Here is an 18,432-nt window from a genome sequence, read left to right as displayed (position 1 = left end):
CGTGGGACTCACGTGCGTTTCGGCCTCAAGTGGCGCCCGCCGCCTCCGTGATGGGGCCGTTGTCAGTGGCGGGCGTTGTGTCTTCCGAGACGCTCGGCACTTGCCCAGAGGACCCGGCCGGCGATGCGCTGCGCGTCGGGGAGGTCCGACGGCTCGGACTCCGGTTCGACGGGGACGGCGACGCAGTCGAACTGGACGTCGCGCACGAGCTGTTGGGGCTGCGCTGCGCCGGCACGGACGGTCCGGCCCCGGGGTTTCAGGCGGGGGCCGGCGCCAGGTGCCTGGCCAGGGCCGAGGAAGCCCGTCGCGCCGGTGTCCATGCGGTTGCCGGTGGCGGCCGTGAGGTGGCCGGCGGTGCGGCGGTCGGTGCCGCCGTCGCGGGGTGCTGACGGTGAGGACGGGTGGCACCGCCGGAGGTGTCGGCGCAGGTCACGGCGGCTATGGTGCCTGCTTCGTGGCGTTGCTGGAGCCGCGGCGGTTGGTACGCCACAGCTGGTAGAGGTGCTTCGCGCCCGGACGCACGAAGCGGGCGAGCATGGTGACGAACGGCAGCGGGTCGTCACCCGCCAGCCAGGCCAGCTCGGTCCCGCTCGGCCGCTTCGGCGCGTGCGGTGTCGTGTAGCCGCTGCGGCGGTAGGCGAGGAGGGCGGGCAGGTCGATGTTCTCCACCACGTAACGGTGGCCGGTGCGCTGTTCCCCCTCCGGGACACGGCGCCCGGTCAGGTCCAGATGCATGGCACGGACGACGTCCACGCCCGGCTCGCTCTCGAAGAGCCGGAACTGGGCGCCCATGCGCGGGTTGAAGTCGAGCAGCTTGTACTGCCCGTCGCGCCGGTCGAAGCGCAGGTCGAGATCGATGATGCCGGTGAAGCCGATCTGCTTGATGAAACGCGCGGCGAGGTCGGCGAGTTCCGGGTTGTCGACGACGTACGCGTTCGCGGTCATGCCGGCGTGCGGCGGCCAGGAGCGGACCTTGACCCCGGTGAACAGGGCGCGCGGAGTGGAGTCGGCGTCGAAGTAGGCGTGCACGATCCAGTCCTCGGCCTCCTCCCTCGGGAGGTACTCCTGGAGGATGACACCCGGATGGGTGCCCCAGTCACGGGCGAGGGCGAGCAGTCCCTCCCTGGTGGCGATCCGCGTCGTTCCGTTGACGGCGGGCTGCTTGCGCCGGACGAACGCCTCACGGTTCTTGGCGACGATCGGGAAGCGGGCCTTCTCCGCGAAGTCGGCGATCTCGTCGTACGAGTCGGGAAAGGCGGCCGCCGGGCTTGGGATGCCGTGTTCCACGCACAGTTCGTGCAGGCCCTGCTTGCTCGCCAGCCGGCGGGGCAGTTCCGGGTCCACGCGCGGGAAGAGGAAGCGGTCGCCGAGTGCGTCCTGGTGCTCGGCGATCAGGACGGCGGCCTCCTCGTCGGTGGGGATCAGCACGGTCGGACGGCCGATGCGGCGGCCGATGCGCAGCAGCCCCTCGACGAGATGGTCCGGTTCCTCGGCGCCTGTTGTCGGCCACACGAACGCCCGTTTGAGATAGCGGGACGAAGCCGCCGGCGTGTACGCGTCCTCCGTGATCGCGTACATGGGCACGCCCAGGCGGCCCAGACTGCGAATCGCGCCGACCCCGCCGTGGTGCAGCGGATAGTCGCCGAACTTGACGATCAGGCCCGGCACGTCGCGGTCCGCCTCGAACGGCACGCTGACGGCATTCCTGGCCACGGGTCCCCCCACGTGTCCCCCTCTACGGACCGGACCCACCCCGTCCGTGTCCCCCAAAGGACGCTAAGCCGGAATTGCCTACTCCGACAAGGCCTATTAGGACATTGCGAACTCTTTAGACACTGTCACGACAGGCAACTCACCCGTAACGTGTGGCGCGACCACATGGAACGTCGCGCAACGCCATAGTGACGTCGCCACATGGCCGTCCCCCGCGCGGCACGGATGAGAGTGAGGCAGCCACCCCATGCCCTCCTTGCCACCCTTCGAGGTCCCCGAGGGTGACCCCTTCGGCCCGAACAACCTTCCGTATGGCGTGTTCTCGACCTCCGAGAGCTCGGACCGGAGGGTCGGCGTCCGCCTCGGCGACCACGTCCTCGACGCCGGTGCCGCGGCCCTCGCCCTCGGCTCCCCCTACGCCTCCCTGCTCGCCAGGCCGACCCTCAACCCGCTGCTGGCCGCCGGCCGCACCGCCTGGTCGGACGTGCGGCGCGCCCTGACCGCCTGGGTGACCGTGCCCGCGCACCGGGAGACACTCGCCCCTCTCCTGCACCCGCTGGCCGAGGTGACCCTGCATCTGCCCTTCGAGGTCGCCGACTACGTCGACTTCTACGCCTCCGAGAACCACGCCCGAAACGCCGGCCGCATCTTCCGCCCCGACGCCGCCGAGCCGCTCACCCCCAACTGGAAGCACCTGCCGATCGGTTACCACGGCCGCGCGGGCACGGTCGTGGTGTCCGGGACGGACGTCGTACGGCCCTCGGGGCAGCGGAAGGCACCCTCGGACGCGGCACCGGTGTTCGGCCCGTCGGTGCGACTGGACATCGAGGCCGAGGTCGGCTTCGTCGTCGGCACGCCTTCACCGCAGGGCAGCCCCGTGGCACTGGCCGACTTCAGGGAGCACGTGTTCGGCCTCTGCCTGCTGAACGACTGGTCGGCGCGGGACATCCAGGCCTGGGAGTACGTCCCGCTCGGCCCGTTCCTCGGCAAGTCGTTCGCCACCTCGGTCTCGGCGTGGATCACCCCGCTCGACGCGCTGGAGGAGGCACGGGTCGCCCCGCCGCGGCGGACGCATCCGCTGCTGCCGTACCTCGACGACGCCATGGAGGAACCCGCCGGCTACGACCTGCGGATCTCGATCGCCATCAACGGGCAGACGGTGTCCGAGCCGCCGTTCTCCACCATGTACTGGACCGCCGCCCAGCAACTCGCCCACCTCACGGTCAACGGCGCCTCCCTGCGCACCGGCGACCTGTACGGCTCCGGCACGGTGAGCGGCGCGGAGCCCGGGCAACGCGGATCCCTGCTGGAGCTGACCTGGAACGGACGCGACCCCCTCGAACTCCCGGACGGAAAGCGGACGTACCTGGAGGACGGCGACGTGGTGACGATGTCGGCCTGGGCTCCGGGGCCGGGCGGCAGCCGGGTCGGGCTCGGGGAGGTCAGCGGGCGGGTCGTGGCGGGGTGAGGAGGACGCCGGGCCGGTGAACGGATGGGTGTGCCCGGATCGTCGTCGACACCTGACTCGGGGCACCCGGCACCGTCATACTGACGGGACACGCACCATGCGATGCGCCCGCACGCGCACCATGCGAGGCGTCGGCGCCCGCACCAAGGGACGCGTCGGCGCGCGCCATGTCACGCAGCGGCGTATCGCCCCGCACCAGCCGCCACTCGCACGCATTTCCGATCAGGAAACGGAGCCCCGGCATGACCGTCTGCCTGCTCCTGCTGACCGTCGTCGCCCTGACAGCCGCGGTGCCTGCGCCGCGTGCCCTGGTGCGGTCCCTGTGGCCGGAGCGGGAACCGGTGGTCGCGCTGTGGGTGTGGCAGTGCCTGGTCGCCACCGTGCTGATGTGCTGCCTGGCCGCGCTCACCCTGGGCGCGGCGGCCGTCTTCCACACCGTGCGCGACCGGGTGTTCGCGCCGGCGCCACCGGCGGTCACCGCCGCGTACGACCTCTCCGTCGCGCCCCCTTGGGCGGTCGCCCTCACCGTGCTGCTGGCGTCCGGAGCCGCATGGACGACGGCGATGCTCGCCCGCGAACTGGTCGAGGCCCGGCGCCGCCGCGACCGGACCCGCGCACACCTGCGCGAACGGGCACCGGAACTGCCGGCAGGGCTGCCCGCGGCACGCGGCCCGATGCTGGTGCTGGAGGACGAGTACCCGGACGCCTGGTGGATGCCGGGCCATCCACCGCAGCTGGTCGTGACGACGGGGGCACTGCACCGCCTCACCGACCACCAGCTGGACGCCGTACTCACCCACGAACGAGGACATGCCCGCGCCCATCACGACTGGCTGCTGCACCTGTCCAGCGCCCTGGCCACGGGTTTCCCGCGCGTGCCGCTCTTCTCCCACTTCTGCGACCAGACCCACCGGCTCGTCGAACTCGCCGCGGACGACACGGCGTCCCGCCGCTGCGGCCATCTCACCACCGCGCTGGCCCTGATCGAACTGAACCAGCACCGTGGGGTCCTGTCCTGCGCGTCGAGCCGCCGACTGCTGGGAGAACGCGTCGACCGCCTGCTGGAACCGCCACCACGGCTGCTGCGCCGCCAGCGTGCCCTGACGACGACAGTGGCCGCCCTGGTCCCCCTGCTGCCGCTCCTGATCGCGTTCGCACCGGGACTGACCGCACTCGGCTAGAGCGAACACCGCCGGACCGCGGACGGCAGGAGCCGGAGAGCCGCCCTCACAATGGCTCGGCTGCTTGCGGTGAGCGCGGGATAGCCTCGGCACCGTCATCGTCCGGCAGGAAAGGCAGGGGGCTGCGGATGCAAGGGCAGGACTGGGTCGTGCAGGCGGAAGAGCTCTTCGAAGCGGCGATGTTCGGCGGGGACACATCCGCGCTGGACCGGTCCGACGACGTACTGGACGCGGTCGAGGCGCGGCTTTCCATGGCGCGGGGCAAGGTACTGCACGTGCGTTTCCTCAACGACCGCGAGGAGAACAGCCGGGAGGTGGCGCTCTTCGAGCGCGCGGCGGAGTTGTACCGGCGGCTGGAGGACGCGTCGGGTGAGGCGCACGCCTTGTTCTGGATCGGCTGCTGGCACCAGGTGGTGAAGGGCGAGGACGCCACCGGCAGACCGTACTTCGAGCAGTCGTACGCGCTGGCGAAGTCCGTCGGCGACCGGTTGACGATGTCGTACGCAGTACGCCATCTCGGCTTCACCGACAAGGACGCGGGCCGCGTGGACCTGGCACGGGAGCGGCTGGCCGAGTCGGTGGCGCTGCGCCGGGAGATCGGCTTCAGACCCGGGGAGGCGGCCGGCCTGCTGGCCCTGGCCCACCTCGCGGCCGAGACCGGCGACCGGCCGGCGGCACTCCGGCACCTCGACGAGGCCCAGGCGGTTGCCCGGAGCTGCGGCGCCAAGGCGGTCTCGGGGTGGGTCGAACAAGCCCGCGCGTCCATGTGCGCGTAGCTGTCGGCGGGCAGGGTGACCGTCGCGGCCGCCCGATCACCCTTCCCACGAACGTGATCGTCCAAGACCGCCCGGCGGCTGAGACCTGCTTGCCGGCACGCCACGGGTGCGCGGGTGAACAGACCCGCGCCCGGGTGGCAGATCTTCCCCGCACTGTGGAATAAACCCAGCTCAGCGGAGTGCGCACAGAGCCACAAGTGGCGCAACATTTCCGCAACACGCGTTTCCCTACCCCATCGGTATGGTTCCAGCCATGCCACCCGCCGACCGCATCCGAGACCACTCCGGTCAGGGCGCCGCGACCACGGTCGCCGCCCACCGGACACGTCGCCGGCTGCGTGCGGACCAGGCCCGGCAGCTCGCCGACCTCCTGCGCCACCAGATCCTCGCCGGAGCCTTCCCGGACGGCACCCTCCCGCACGAGTCCACCGTCGCCGACGACTACCGCGCCACTCGCAACACCGTCCGCCAGGCCCTGGATCTGCTGCGGGCGGAGGGACTGGTCGACCGGCTGCCCGGCGTGGGCACCGTGGTCGTCGCCCGCAAGTACCCGCACGGGCTCGACCGCCTGATGGGCCTCGCGGAAACCCTCCGCGAACACGGCCAGGTCACCAACGAGGTCCGCACCATGGGCCCCTCCGCGGCACCCACACCCGTCGCCGAACGCCTCCGCGTCCCGCCCGGCGCCGACGTCCTCTACATCGAACGCCTGCGCCGCCTGAACGGCCTGCCCCTCTCCCTCGACCTCACCTACATCCCACTCGACATCGGCAGCGCCCTCCTCGGAGCCGACCTGGAGAACAACGACGTCTTCAGGCTCCTGGAGTCGATCACCGGACAGCCCCTGGGCCACGCCGAGATCACCCTGGAGGCGGTCAACGCGGACGCCCACTCCGCCGCCGTGCTCCAGGCCCCGCGCGGCGCGGCTGTCCTGATGCTGGAACGGCTCACGCACCTCGCCGACGGCCGGCCCGTCGATCTCGAGTTCATCCGCTTCCGCGGCGACCGCATCACCATGAGCGGCCTCCTGCACCGCTCCCTCTGACCATCCCCGCCCGACCCGTTCCCCGGAGACAGCCATGCCCTTGGCACCCCAGCGGGCCGACGTGCCCGTGACCATCGACGAGTCGAAGTGCATCGACGGCTGCACCCTCTGCGTGGACATGTGCCCGCTGGACTCCCTCGCCATCGACGAGAGCAACGGCAAGGCCTACATGCACGTCGACGAGTGCTGGTACTGCGGCCCGTGCGCGGCCCGCTGTCCCACCGGAGCCGTCACGGTCAACATGCCCTATCTGCTCCGGTGAGAGGCCCACAACTCCCATGAAACGCACCGCGACCGCCGCGACCGCCGCCCTCCTTCTGCTGTCGCTCTCCGCCTGCGGCGGCAGCGCCCGGGCCGGCGACGGCAACACGGTCACCATCACCGTCGGCTACCAGTCCAAGACCATCAACACGGTCACGGCGGGCACCTTGCTGCGTTCCCTCGGCTACTTCGAGCAGCAGCTCAACGCCCTCCACGACGGCCACACCTACAAGGTCGACTGGCAGGACTACGCCACGGGCGCCCCGATCACCGCGCAGATGACGGCCGGGAAGATCGACATCGGTTCGATGGGCGACTTCCCGCTGCTGCTCAACGCGGCCCGGGGCAAACAACTCGGCCGGCCCACCCGCCTGGTCTCCGTCACCGGCTACAACCTCCGTGGCGGCCTCAACACCGTGGTCACCGCACCCGACTCCAAACTCACCTCCCTGACGGACCTGAAGGGCAAGAAGGTCTCGACGAGCATCGGGTCCGCTGCCGACGGCACGCTCGTCCGCGCCCTGCAGCGCGCCGGCATCGACCCGGACAAGGGCATCTCCAAGCTCAACCAGCAGCCCGCGGTGGGCGCTTCGGCGCTGTCGGCGGGCAGTGTGGACGCACTGTCCCAGTTCGTGGCTTGGCCGGGCCTGCTCGCCTATCAGGGCAAGGCGAAGGTGCTCTACGACGGCGCGCAGCTGAACCTTCCCACCTTCCACGGCGTCACCGCCCGCGAAGACTTCGCCCAGCAGCGGCCCGCCGTCCTGGAGGCCTTCCTCAAGGCCCAGGCGAAGGCCACCGACTACCTCAACGCCCATCCTCTGACGGCTGCCGAGAAGGTCGCCGAGGCCACCGGCCTGCCGGCGGAGGTCGTCTACCTCTACAACGGCGCCCACGGCATCGCCACCTTCGATCCTGCCGTCAAGCCCGCGCTGGTCTCCGCGCTGAAGCAGGACGTTTCGGTGCTGAAGGCCGCCAAGCTGACCGGGGACGTCGACGTGGACTCGTTCGTCGACGACCAGTACGCGAAGAAGGCCTTCGGCAGCACCGACTATGCCCAGCGGCTCGCCGCCGCACCGCCGGCGTCCGCGAGCGAGGTGTGGGCGAAGGGGAGCGAGAAGACGACGAGCTTCGCCACTCCGGAGGAGTTGCTGGCCTACGTCGCCAAGCACAGCGGTGGCATTCGCGCCGCCTACGTCCCCGATGCCACCACTCATACCCTCTGGTTCGCCGACAAGGCGGTGTGGGTGGCCGACGGCGGGCAGCTGCTGCCGTTCGTGACGCAGGCGACCGCGCTGGGGTACGTGGACGCGCACGACGGTGCGCAGGTCCTCAGTTACGCCGACGCGCTGCGGCGCGCGTCATGACCCGGTACGTCCTGCGGGTGGTGTCGCTGGCCGCCGCCCTGGGGCTGTGGCAGTTGCTGACCAGCCTGAAGGTCGACCTGTGGCTGCGTTTCTCGCAGTTCCCGACGGTCACGGACGTCGCCCGTGCCTTCGCCGGCCGGATCTCCGGCGGCGACTACTGGACCGATCTCACTGACAGCCTCACCCGCATCCTCACCGGGTTCGCGCTGGCGGCCGTCCTGGGTGTGGCGACGGGTGTGCTCGTGGCCCGCTCGCGTGTCGCCGAGGATCTGCTCGGCCCCGTCCTGGAGGTGGTCCGTCCGATCCCGGCGATCGCCCTCGTGCCCGTGGCGATCCTGATGTTCCCCTCCAATGAGCAGGGCATCGTCTTCATCACCTGCACCGCCGCGTTCTTCCCGGTGATGGTCTCCACGCGGCACGCGGTGCGTGCTCTCACTCCGGTGTGGGAGGAGGCGGTGCGGACGATGGGTGGTGGCAGGTGGCGGATCCTGGGTTCGGTGGTGCTGCCGGGTGCGTTGCCGGGGATCTTCGGCGGGTTGTCGGTCGGTATCGGCGTTTCGTGGATCTGTGTGATCTCCGCGGAGATGATCTCCGGCCAGTACGGGGTCGGTTACCGCACCTGGCAGGACTACACGATCGTCAACTACCCGGGGGTGTTCGTCGGGATGGTCACGATCGGTGTGCTCGGCTGGGTCACCTCGACGGCCGTGGAACTTCTCGGCCGGTGGCTGACCCGCTGGCTGCCCCGTACGTCGTACGTCCCCGGCGGCCGGCCGCGCGTTGCGCGGCCCGGCGTCGTCGCTGCTCCTCGCCAGGGCGAGGTCGCAGTGCAGGCCGACGGCGAGTCCCAGAAGCAGTCCGATGCCCAGCAGCAGGGCCGCGGCGACACCGGCAAGGAGGCGCGCGATGAGCACTTCGTCTGAGGTGGCCGTACCGGCGGTGGTTGCGCCGCCGGGGGCCGCGCGGGGGGCCCGGCTCACGCTGGGTGCGGCTGTGCTCGGCCGTCCGGGCGCGCCGGTGCTGCACGATGTGGCGCTGGACGTCCGGCCCGGGGAGATCCTCACCGTGGTCGGGCCGTCGGGGTGCGGCAAGTCGACGTTGCTGCGGACGTTCGCGGGGCTGCTGCCGCCGCTGGCTGGGACGGTGTCGCAGGACGGCTCGGTGGTGACGGGGCCGTCGGCCGACCGGGCGCTGGTCTTCCAGGAGGATGCGCTGCTGCCCTGGCGGACGTTGCGCGGCAATGTCGAACTGCCGCTCGCGATCAAGGGGGTCGCGCGTGCCGAGCGTCGTGCGCAGGCTGAGTCGTGGCTGGGCCGGGTCGGGCTGGCCGCGCAGTCGGGGCAGTTGCCGCACCGCGTTTCCGGTGGGCAGCGCCAGCGGGCGCAGTTGGCGCGTGCGCTGGCCGGTTCGCCGCGCGCGGTGCTGATGGACGAGCCGTTCGGGGCGCTGGACGCCCAGACCCGTTCCGGCATGCAGGACCTGCTGGTGGAGGTGCTGGCGGGCACGGGCGCGACCGTCGTCTTCGTCACCCATGACGTCGACGAGGCGCTGTTCCTCGGTGACCGGGTGGCCCTGCTCACCGCCGGCCGGGTGACCTCCGTGCGTGACGTTCCGCGGCCGCGTGAGCGCGGCGCCCTCGACGACCCGGCCCGTGTGGCCCTGCGCCGTACCGTCCTCTCCTCGTTCGGCATCTGAAAGGCATCCCGGTGACCACCCCCGCGAACGCCCCCGTCCCCGCTTCCCTGGAGGTTCCCGCCGTCTCCGACGCCGATGAGCTGGCCTGTGACGTCCTCGTCGTCGGCGGTGGCACCGCCGGCACCATGGCCGCTCTGACCGCCGCCGAGCGCGGTGCGAACGTGCTGCTCCTGGAGAAGGCTCATGTCCGTCACTCCGGGGCGCTCGCCATGGGCATGGACGGCGTCAACAACGCGGTCGTCCCCGGCCGTGCCGAGCCCGACGACTACGTCGCCGAGATCACCCGCGCCAACGACGGGATCGTCGACCAGTCCACGGTCCGGCAGACGGCGACGCGCGGTTTTGCCATGGTCCAGCGCCTGGAGTCGTACGGGGTCAAATTCGAGAAGGACGAGCATGGCGCGTACGCGGTCCGCCAGGTGCATCGCTCCGGTTCGTACGTACTGCCGATGCCGGAAGGCAAGGATGTCAAGAAGGTCCTGTACCGGCAGTTGCGGCGTCGTGAGATGCGGGAGCGGATCCGGATCGAGAACCGGGTGATGCCGGTGCGGGTGCTGACGGTGGACGGTCGTGCGGTGGGTGCGGCCGGGTTCAACACGCGTACGGGGGCCTTTGTCACGGTCCGCGCGGGCGCGGTGATTCTGGCGACCGGTGCGGCCGGGCGGCTGGGGCTGCCGGCTTCCGGGTACCTGTACGGGACGTACGAGAATCCGACCAACGCCGGTGACGGTTACGCCATGGCCTACCACGCGGGCGCGGAGCTGACCGGGATCGAATGCTTCCAGATCAATCCCCTGATCAAGGACTACAACGGGCCTGCGTGCGCGTACGTCGCGAACCCGTTCGGGGGTTACCAGGTCAATCGGCACGGTGAGCGGTTCGTCGACTCCGACTACTGGTCGGGGCAGATGATGGCGGAGTTCGCCGCGGAGGTCGCCTCGGACCGTGGTCCGGTCTACCTGAAGCTGAGCCACCTTCCCGAGGAGTCGGTCTCCGCTCTGGAGTCCATCCTGCATTCCACCGAGCGGCCCACCCGCGGCACGTTCCATTCCGGGCGGGGGCACGACTACCGGACCCATGACGTCGAGATGCACATCTCGGAGATCGGTCTGTGCGGGGGGCATTCCGCGTCCGGGGTCCGGGTCGACGACCATGCCCGGACGACCGTTCCCCGCCTGTACGCGGCCGGTGACCTGGCCTGTGTCCCGCACAACTACATGATCGGCGCATTCGTCTTCGGTGATCTGGCGGGTGCGGACGCCGCCCAGTACGCGGCGTACGAAGGGGAGTTGCCGGCGGGCCAGGTGCGTGAGGCGCACGAGTTGGTCTACCGTCCGCTGCGCCATCCGGACGGCCCGCCGCAGCCCCAGGTCGAGTACAAGCTGCGCCGTTTCGTCAACGACTACGTGGCGCCGCCGAAGTCCGGGGCGCGGCTGTCGCTCGCTCTGGAGTCCTTCGAGCGGATGCGGGAGGACATCGCCGCCATGGGTGCCCGCACTCCGCACGAACTGATGCGCTGTGCCGAGGTGAGTTTCATCCGCGACTGTGCGGAGATGGCGGCGCGTGCCTCCCTGGCCCGTACCGAGTCCCGTTGGGGTCTCTACCACGACCGGCTCGATCACCCCGAGCGTGACGACGCCTCCTGGTTCCATCATCTCGATCTGCACAAGTCCCCCTCTGGTGCGATGGAGTTCACGGCTCGTCCCGTGGCTCCGTATCTGGTGCCGGTCGAGGAGTTCACCCCGGTCGGCGGTCCGTCCCGGTACATCGGCGAGGTGCGTCCGCTGGACGTGGCCACGGCGGGTGCCCGGGACGTGCCGCCGGTGGCCGCGGGGCCGGTGGCGGCTGCCGCCGTGCGGCCGGTGGAGCTGGACCGGGCCGAGCCGGTCTCGCCCCGCCTTCTGGGGCTCCTCGCCCTCGCCGAGGAGGAGCCCGAGCTGGCTGTTCTGGAGCCGTACTTGACGGACCTCGATGCCTCGGTGCGCCGTACCGCTGTTTCGGTGCTCTCGGAGACGGCTCCGGCAGGGGTCGGGCCTGCGCTGGCCGGTGCGCTGGCGGATCCCGATGCCGGGGTCCGTTCGGTGGCCGCGGCCTCGCTGCGCGAGCTGGTCGAGACCCTGCCGTCCGATCCGGCGCTGGGCGACGCCCTCGTCGACGCGCTCGGTGTGACCGATTCCCTGGTCCGGGCGGCCGTACTCGACGTGCTGCGGGCGTTGCGCCTGGGTGGCGCCGGTCTGTTCGCCGGTTTCCTGGCCGACTCCGATCCGGCGGTGCGGATCGAGGCGGTGCGGGCGCTGGTCTCGGTGGACGCCGTCGACGTCCTGGCGGGTGCCGTCGCCGTCGGGGACCCGTCCCGTGAGGTGCGGGTGACGGTGGCGAAGGCCCTCGGGACGGTGGGCTCCGCCGGTACCGCCCCTGGAGAGGGCGGCGTCCTGGAGGCCCTGACCACGCTTGTCGGCGATGCCGATGTGCTGGTCCGGAGTGCGGCTTACGAGGCCCTGGGGGGCGTCGGCTGTCCGCCGGCCCTGGCCGGGGCCGCAGTGGCCGCGCTGGCGGAGCCGGCCTGGCAGGTGCGGGTCGGCGCGGCCAGGGCGCTGGGGGCTGCCGACGGTGCCGTGGCGGTTCCGGCTCTCGCCAAGTCCCTCGCCGACCGGAACGCCGACGTCCGCAAGGCTGCCGTTCTGGCCCTGACCCGGCATTCCGGTGTCGAGGGGGCCCGTGCGGCTCTGGCCACGGCGACGGCCGACCCGGACGCGGACGTCAGGGCGTATGCGGCGAGGGGGCTGTAAGCGGCGGCTCCCCCGCCGCCACCCCGGGCCGCCCTATATCCAGTCCTCCGGTTCCGGTTCCGCGTCCATCTCGGGCCAGTGGTCCTCGTCCCCGGTTCCCGGCGCCGCGGGGGCCGGGGCGGCGGTCGGCGTCTTCAGGCCGGCCAGTACCCCTAGGACGCCCTCTCCGTACGTCATGAGCTTCTTCTCGCCGACGCCGCCGACGGTGGCGAGTTCGGCCACGGACTCGGGCCACCGGCTGACGATCTCCCGCAGGGTGGCGTCGTGGAAGATCACGTACGCGGGTACGCCCTGTTCGCGGGCCTGCTCGGCGCGCCAGGCACGCAAGGCCTCGAAGGCGGGGAGCAGTTCCTCGGGCAGCTCTGCCACGGCTGCCTTCGCCTTGCCCCTGCCGGAGGCTCCGGCGGACCCGGAGCTTCCGGTCGCTCGCGAGGCCGCCGGCTTCTTCGGCTCCTTGCGCAGCGGAACCTCGCGTTCCCGCCGCAGTACCGTCCCGCTGGCCTCGGTGAGCACCAGGGTGCCGTACTCGCCCTCGACGGCGAGCAGCCCCTGGGCGAGCAGTTGCCGGACGACGCCCCGCCATTCGCCTTCGTCGAGGTCGGTGCCGATGCCGAAGACGGACAGCTGGTCGTGGTCGAACTGGATGACCTTGGCGGTGCGCTTGCCGAGCAGGATGTCGACGATCTGGACGGCGCCGAACTTCTGCCCGCGTTCGCGCTGGAGCCGTACGACGGTGGAGAGGACCTTCTGGGCGGCGACGGTGCCGTCCCAGGTCTCGGGCGGGGTGAGGCAGGTGTCGCAGTTGCCGCAGCCAGCGGGGTCGGGGTCCTGGCCGAAGTAGTTGAGGAGTTGCCCGCGGCGGCACTGGGCGGTCTCGCACAGGGCGAGCATGGAGTCGAGGTGGGCCTGGGCGCGGCGGCGGAAGGCCTCGTCGCCCTCGCCGGACTGGATGAGTTTGCGCTGCTGTATGACGTCGTTGAGGCCGTAGGCCATCCAGGCGGTGGAGGGCAGGCTGTCGCGGCCGGCGCGGCCGGTCTCCTGGTAGTAGCCCTCGACGGATTTGGGCAGGTCGAGGTGGGCGACGAAGCGTACGTCGGGTTTGTCGATGCCCATGCCGAAGGCGATGGTGGCGACGACGACCAGGCCGTCCTCGCGCAGGAAGCGGGACTGGTGGGCGGCGCGGGTGGCCCCGTCGAGGCCGGCGTGGTAGGGCACGGCGTCGATGCCGTTGCGGGTGAGGAATTCGGCGGTGGTTTCGACGGACTTGCGGGAGAGGCAGTAGACGATGCCCGCGTCGCCTTCGTGTTCCTGGCGGAGGAAGGTGAGGAGCTGCTTCTTGGGGTCGGCCTTGGGGACGATCCGGTACTGGATGTTGGGCCGGTCGAAGCTGGCCACGAAGTGCCGGGCCGTCGGCATGTGCAGCCGCTGGGTGATCTCCTGGTGGGTGGCGTGGGTGGCGGTGGCCGTGAGCGCGATGCGCGGGACGTCGGGCCAGCGCTCGCCGAGGAGGGAGAGGGCGAGGTAGTCGGGGCGGAAGTCGTGGCCCCACTGGGAGACGCAGTGCGCCTCGTCGATGGCGAACACGGCGATCTTGCCGCGGGCGAGCAGGTCGAGTGTGGAGTCCAGGCGGAGCCGCTCGGGAGCGAGGTAGAGCAGGTCGAGCTCGCCCGCGAGGAACTGGGCTTCGACCACGCGCCGCTCGTCGAAGTCCTGGGTGGAGTTGATGAACCCGGCGTTGACGCCGAGGGCGCGCAGGGCGTCCACCTGGTCCTGCATGAGGGCGATGAGTGGTGAGACCACGATGCCCGTACCGGGTCTGACCAGGGCGGGGATCTGGTAGCACAGTGATTTTCCGCCGCCGGTGGGCATGAGGACGACGGCGTCGCCGCCCGCCACCACGTGCTCGATGATCGCTTCCTGCTCGCCCCGGAAGGCGTCGTACCCGAAGACGCGGTGCAGCGTGGCCAGTGCCTCGCTGTCCGCCAGGCCGTGCGCCTGTGGCGCCCCCGGCGTCTCGGTCGTCCCTGGCATGTCGTCGGTCCCGCCCGTCCCGCCCATCGTCGTGTCCCCCGTACGTCGTCCTTCGACCACTGCCACCACGATAGGGGTCCGGACCGACAGCGCCGGAGTTATCCACAGGCTGCCCGCCGGGAGGGGGCGGGTGCGGGGTTCCCCCGTCCGGCGGTGGCCTCAGTCCTTTGGCGGTCTTCGCGTGGCGGCGGGGAAGAGGTGCGGGCGATGCTGCACGGGCGGGACCGGGGAGGCCCGCGTTGTACGGAGGCGTCGCGCTCGCGTGCCTCTTCCGCCCCAAGGAGCATCAGGATGTCTCTCAGGTCCCGCACCGCCGGCGCCGTTCTGGCCCTGGCCGTGCCGTTCGCTCTGGCCGCGGTTCCCGCCGGCGCGGATCCCGTCCCCGGTCCCGACCCGTTCGCGTGGACGGACCTGACCTCGACGTACACGGCGACAGCGGACTACCAGCACGAGCCGTTCGCGGTCACGGACGGGTACGCCAGGACCGAGATCTGCGACAAGGACGGCCCGGGCGGCAAGGGAGGCGCGGGCTACCACTACGTGAAGGCCTCCGGCGTCGGCAGTCTGGACCCGGCCGAGCCCGCTGGTCTCCTCTACGAGACCGACTCCGGCGGCGGCCGTGCGCTGGTCGCGGCGGAGTGGATCGTGCGGGCGGGCAGCGGCACCGTGCCGACGTTGTTCGGCCGGCAGTTCCAGGGGCCGACGACGGTTCCGGGTGTGACGGGGTCCGTGTACACGCTGCGCGCCTGGATCTGGAAGGACAATCCGAGCGGTCTGTTCGCTCAGTGGAACCCGACGGTGACGTGCCCGTAGTCCTGGTCCGTGCACGCGCGCGTGGGCCCCGGTTCCTGTGTGGGGAACCGGGGCCCTTGGGACGCGCAGGTTGTCTCAGCGCACGAACACTCCGGCCTGGCTGGCCAGGTTCAGGAAGTACTGCGGTGCCACACCGAGGACCAGGGTGACGGCGACACCGAGGCCGATCGCCGCCATGGTGAGCGGTGAGGGCACGGCGACCGTGGGTCCTTCGGGCCTCGGCTCGCTGAAGAACATCAGGACGATCACTCGGATGTAGAAGAACGCGGCGATCGCGGACGAGATCACACCGATCACGACGAGCGGGACCGCGCCGCCCTCGGCCGCCGCCTTGAACACGGCGAACTTTCCGGCGAAGCCGGAGGTCAGCGGGATGCCCGCGAAGGCCAGCAGGAAGACGGCGAAGACGGCTGCCACGAGTGGTGAGCGGCGGCCGAGGCCTGCCCACTTGGACAGATGGGTGGCCTCGCCGCCCGCGTCGCGCACCAGGGTGACCACGGCGAAGGCTCCGATGGTCACGAAGGAGTAGGCGGCCAGGTAGAAGAGGACGGACGACACGCCGTCCTTCGAGGTCGCGATGACACCGGCGAGGATGAATCCGGCGTGCGCGATCGACGAGTAGGCGAGGAGCCGCTTGATGTCGGTCTGGGTGATAGCGACGATCGCGCCGCCCAGCATGGTGATGATCGCGACCCCCCACATGACCGGCCGCCAGTCCCAGCGCATGCCGGGCAGGACGACGTACAGGAGACGCAGCAGGGCGCCGAAGGCGGCGACCTTGGTGGCGGCGGCCATGAAGCCGGTGACCGGGGTGGGTGCGCCCTGGTAGACGTCGGGTGTCCACATGTGGAAGGGGACGGCGCCGACCTTGAAGAGCAGGCCCATGACGACCATGGCGGTGCCGATGAGGAGCAGTGCGTCGTTGCCCATGGTGTTGGCGAGGGCGGGGTCGACGCTGGTGACGGTGCCGTCGACGACCTGGGCGATGGTGGCGTAGGACACCGAGCCGGCGTAGCCGTAGAGCATGGCGATGCCGAACAGGGTGAACGCGGAGGCGAAGGCGCCGAGCAGGAAGTACTTGACGGCGGCTTCCTGTGACATGAGGCGCTTGCGGCGGGCCAGGGCGCACAGCAGGTAGAGCGGGAGGGAGAAGACCTCCAGGGCCACGAAGAGCGTCAGCAGGTCGTTGGCCGAGGGGAAGACCAGCATGCCGGCGATGGCGAAGAGCAGGAGCGGGAAGACCTCGGTGGTGGTGAAGCCGGCCTTGACGGCGGCCTTCTCGGTGTCGCTGCCGGGGACCGCGGCGGCCTGGGCGGCGAAGGAGTCGACGCGGTTGCCGTGCGCCTCGGGGTCGAGGCGGCGTTCGGCGAAGGTGAACAGGCCGACGAGGCCGGCCAGCAGGATCGTGCCCTGGAGGAACAGGGACGGTCCGTCGACGGCGATGGCGCCCATGGCGGCGATGTGCGCCTTGGTGGTGCCGTAGCCGTCGGCTGCCAGGGCGACCACTGCCGCGAAGGCGGCGCACAGGGCGACGGCGGAGACGAACACCTGGGCGTAGTAGCGGGACTTGCGTGGGACGAACGCCTCGACCAGCACTCCGACGATCGCCGCGCCGACGATGATCAGGGTGGGTGACAGCTGCCCGTATTCGATTTTCGGTGCCGGGATCTTCGAGATCGGCTCGGCTGCGGTTGTCCACAGGCTGTGGACGGCTGCTGCGCTCACTTGGCCGCCTCCACTGCGGGCTTCGGGTCGGTCTTGTGTACGTCCGACATGGTCTGCTTGACCGCCGGGTTGACGATGTCCGTGACGGGCTTCGGGTAGACGCCCAGGAAGATCAGAAGAACGATCAGCGGGGCGACCACGACGAGTTCGCGGGCCTTCAGGTCGGGCATCGCGGAGACCGCCGGTTTCACCGGGCCCGTCATCGTCCGCTGGTAGAGGACGAGGGTGTAGAGCGCGGCGAGCACGATGCCGAAGGTGGCGATGATCCCGATGGCCGGGTAGCGCGTGAACGTGCCGACTAGGACGAGGAATTCGCTGACGAAGGGTGCGAGGCCGGGCAGGGACAGGGTGGCCAGGCCGCCGATAAGGAAGGTGCCGGCGAGGACCGGGGCGACCTTCTGCACGCCGCCGTAGTCGGCGATGAGCCGGGAGCCGCGGCGGGAGATCAGGAAGCCGGCGACCAGCATCAGGGCGGCGGTGGAGATGCCGTGGTTGACCATGTAGAGGGTGGCGCCGGACTGGCCCTGGCTGGTCATCGCGAAGATGCCCAGGATGATGAACCCGAAGTGGGAGATGGACGCGTAGGCGACCAGCCGCTTGATGTCGCGCTGCCCGACGGCGAGCAGTGCGCCGTAGATGATGCTGATCAGGGCGAGGACGAGGATGGTGGGCGTCGCCCACTTCGAGGCCTCCGGGAAGAGCTGGAGGCAGAAGCGGAGCATCGCGAACGTGCCCACCTTGTCGACGACCGCGGTGATGAGGACGGCGACGGGGGCGGTGGACTCCTGCATGGCGTTGGGCAGCCAGGTGTGCAGCGGCCACAGCGGCGCCTTCACGGCGAAGGCGAAGAAGAAGCCGAGGAACAGCCAGCGTTCGGTGCTGGTGGCCATGTGCAGGGTGCCGTTGGCGCGGGCCTGGGCGATCTCGGCGAGGGAGAAGTTCCCGGAGACCGTGTAGAGGCCGATCACCGCGGCCAGCATGATCAGGCCGCCGACCAGGTTGTAGAGGAGGAACTTCACGGCGGCGTACGACCGCTGCGTCGACGCGGCCTCCTCGCCCTGGGCGTGGGCGCGGTCCCCGAAGCCGCCGATGAGGAAGTACATCGGGATGAGCATGGCTTCGAAGAAGATGTAGAAGAGGAAGACGTCGGTGGCCTCGAAGGAGATGATCACCATCGCCTCGACGGCCAGGATCAGGGCGAAGAAGCCCTGGGTGGGCCGCCACCGCTTGCTGCCGGTCTCCAGCGGGTCGGCGTCGTTCCAGCCGGCCAGGATGATGAACGGGATGAGCAGGGCGGTCAGGGCGAGCAGGGCGACCGCGATGCCGTCGACGCCCAGTTCGTAGCGGACGCCGAAGTCGCTGATCCAGGCGTGGGATTCGGTGAGCTGGTAGCGGGCGCCGCCGGGATCGAAGCGGACCATGACGACGATCGCCAGGGCGAGCGTGGCGAGCGAGACCAGCAGTGCGAGGTATTTGGCGGCGGTGCGCCGGGCGGCCGGTACGGCGGCCGTGGCGACCGCCCCGACGGCCGGGAGGACCGCCGTCGCTGTCAGCAGAGGAAAGGACATCGG

14 protein-coding genes are annotated in these 18,432 nt (G+C 70.7%); 10 read left to right on the top strand and 4 right to left on the bottom strand.

Annotated elements, in window-relative coordinates:
* Positions 1-438 precede the first annotated feature (438 nt).
* Complete coding sequence (locus tag ACFY0K_RS28425) at positions 439-1,692, bottom strand: ATP-grasp domain-containing protein (RefSeq protein WP_388600142.1); 1,254 nt, start codon at positions 1,690-1,692, stop codon at positions 439-441.
* Between the two features lie 277 nt (positions 1,693-1,969).
* Here ACFY0K_RS28425 and fahA point away from each other — a divergent pair, with 277 nt between their 5' ends.
* The 9 genes from fahA to ACFY0K_RS28380 all read left to right on the top strand — a co-directional run bounded on the left by fahA (position 1,970) and on the right by ACFY0K_RS28380 (position 12,292).
* On the top strand, positions 1,970-3,181 hold the full coding sequence (gene fahA / locus ACFY0K_RS28420; protein WP_390642412.1) for a fumarylacetoacetase: 1,212 nt from the start codon (positions 1,970-1,972) through the stop codon (positions 3,179-3,181).
* A gap of 242 nt (positions 3,182-3,423) precedes the next feature.
* Positions 3,424-4,362 (top strand): M56 family metallopeptidase, encoded by a 939-nt coding sequence (locus ACFY0K_RS28415; protein ID WP_382725973.1) that lies wholly within the window; start codon positions 3,424-3,426, stop codon positions 4,360-4,362.
* Positions 4,363-4,511: 149 nt separating this feature from the next.
* Positions 4,512-5,138 (top strand): tetratricopeptide repeat protein, encoded by a 627-nt coding sequence (locus ACFY0K_RS28410; RefSeq protein WP_390642223.1) that lies wholly within the window; start codon positions 4,512-4,514, stop codon positions 5,136-5,138.
* Positions 5,139-5,391: 253 nt separating this feature from the next.
* A complete protein-coding gene (locus tag ACFY0K_RS28405; RefSeq protein WP_351957526.1) occupies positions 5,392-6,183 on the top strand; it encodes a GntR family transcriptional regulator in 792 nt (263 codons plus the stop codon).
* A 34-nt stretch (positions 6,184-6,217) separates the two neighbouring features.
* Positions 6,218-6,445: a ferredoxin family protein gene (locus ACFY0K_RS28400; protein ID WP_010986276.1), complete on the top strand. Its 228-nt coding sequence runs from the start codon at positions 6,218-6,220 to the stop codon at positions 6,443-6,445.
* Positions 6,446-6,461: 16 nt separating this feature from the next.
* The gene (locus tag ACFY0K_RS28395) at positions 6,462-7,808 is read left to right on the top strand and encodes an ABC transporter substrate-binding protein (protein ID WP_390642222.1); all 1,347 of its coding nucleotides are present in this window, start codon (positions 6,462-6,464) and stop codon (positions 7,806-7,808) included.
* Positions 7,805-8,731 (top strand): ABC transporter permease, encoded by a 927-nt coding sequence (locus tag ACFY0K_RS28390; RefSeq protein WP_390642221.1) that lies wholly within the window; start codon positions 7,805-7,807, stop codon positions 8,729-8,731. Before ACFY0K_RS28395 ends, ACFY0K_RS28390 begins: the two co-directional genes overlap by 4 nt.
* Positions 8,715-9,503 carry an ABC transporter ATP-binding protein gene (locus tag ACFY0K_RS28385; RefSeq protein WP_390642220.1) on the top strand — a complete coding sequence of 263 codons (789 nt, stop codon included), beginning with the start codon at positions 8,715-8,717 and terminating at the stop codon, positions 9,501-9,503. Before ACFY0K_RS28390 ends, ACFY0K_RS28385 begins: the two co-directional genes overlap by 17 nt.
* 11 nt (positions 9,504-9,514) lie before the next feature.
* Positions 9,515-12,292, top strand: coding sequence for a fumarate reductase/succinate dehydrogenase flavoprotein subunit (locus ACFY0K_RS28380; protein WP_390642219.1), 2,778 nt, complete (start codon positions 9,515-9,517; stop codon positions 12,290-12,292).
* A gap of 33 nt (positions 12,293-12,325) precedes the next feature.
* Here ACFY0K_RS28380 and recQ read toward each other — a convergent pair whose 3' ends face one another.
* The gene (gene recQ, locus ACFY0K_RS28375; RefSeq protein WP_390642411.1) at positions 12,326-14,350 is read right to left on the bottom strand and encodes a DNA helicase RecQ; all 2,025 of its coding nucleotides are present in this window, start codon (positions 14,348-14,350) and stop codon (positions 12,326-12,328) included.
* Between the two features lie 264 nt (positions 14,351-14,614).
* Here recQ and ACFY0K_RS28370 point away from each other — a divergent pair, with 264 nt between their 5' ends.
* Positions 14,615-15,136, top strand: coding sequence for a hypothetical protein (locus ACFY0K_RS28370; protein WP_390642218.1), 522 nt, complete (start codon positions 14,615-14,617; stop codon positions 15,134-15,136).
* Positions 15,137-15,211: 75 nt separating this feature from the next.
* Here the strand turns inward: ACFY0K_RS28370 and nuoN are convergent, their stop codons facing one another.
* Positions 15,212-16,861, bottom strand: a complete 1,650-nt coding sequence (nuoN, locus tag ACFY0K_RS28365; RefSeq protein ID WP_093499742.1) for an NADH-quinone oxidoreductase subunit NuoN — start codon at positions 16,859-16,861, stop codon at positions 15,212-15,214.
* A complete protein-coding gene (locus ACFY0K_RS28360; protein WP_390642217.1) occupies positions 16,858-18,429 on the bottom strand; it encodes an NADH-quinone oxidoreductase subunit M in 1,572 nt (523 codons plus the stop codon). The genes nuoN and ACFY0K_RS28360 overlap by 4 nt, the downstream gene beginning before the upstream one ends.
* Positions 18,430-18,432 lie beyond the last annotated feature (3 nt).

The organism is Streptomyces sp. NPDC001507, from assembly GCF_042894765.1.
Classification (GTDB): Bacteria; Actinomycetota; Actinomycetes; order Streptomycetales; family Streptomycetaceae; genus Streptomyces.
This window is presented reverse-complemented; position numbering and strand designations above follow the sequence as displayed.

Bases quoted from the DNA above. Each gene is read 5' to 3' on its own strand.
- ACFY0K_RS28415 (WP_382725973.1), top strand. From the start codon at position 3,424: ATGACCGTCTGCCTGCTCCTGCTGACCGTCGTCGCCCTGACAGCCGCG.
- ACFY0K_RS28405 (WP_351957526.1), top strand. From the start codon at position 5,392: ATGCCACCCGCCGACCGCATCCGAGACCACTCCGGTCAGGGCGCCGCG.
- ACFY0K_RS28400 (WP_010986276.1), top strand. From the start codon at position 6,218: ATGCCCTTGGCACCCCAGCGGGCCGACGTGCCCGTGACCATCGACGAG.
- ACFY0K_RS28395 (WP_390642222.1), top strand. From the start codon at position 6,462: ATGAAACGCACCGCGACCGCCGCGACCGCCGCCCTCCTTCTGCTGTCG.
- ACFY0K_RS28390 (WP_390642221.1), top strand. From the start codon at position 7,805: ATGACCCGGTACGTCCTGCGGGTGGTGTCGCTGGCCGCCGCCCTGGGG.
- ACFY0K_RS28385 (WP_390642220.1), top strand. From the start codon at position 8,715: ATGAGCACTTCGTCTGAGGTGGCCGTACCGGCGGTGGTTGCGCCGCCG.
- recQ (WP_390642411.1), bottom strand. From the start codon at position 14,350: ATGGGCGGGACGGGCGGGACCGACGACATGCCAGGGACGACCGAGACG.
- ACFY0K_RS28370 (WP_390642218.1), top strand. From the start codon at position 14,615: ATGTCTCTCAGGTCCCGCACCGCCGGCGCCGTTCTGGCCCTGGCCGTG.
- ACFY0K_RS28360 (WP_390642217.1), bottom strand. From the start codon at position 18,429: ATGTCCTTTCCTCTGCTGACAGCGACGGCGGTCCTCCCGGCCGTCGGG.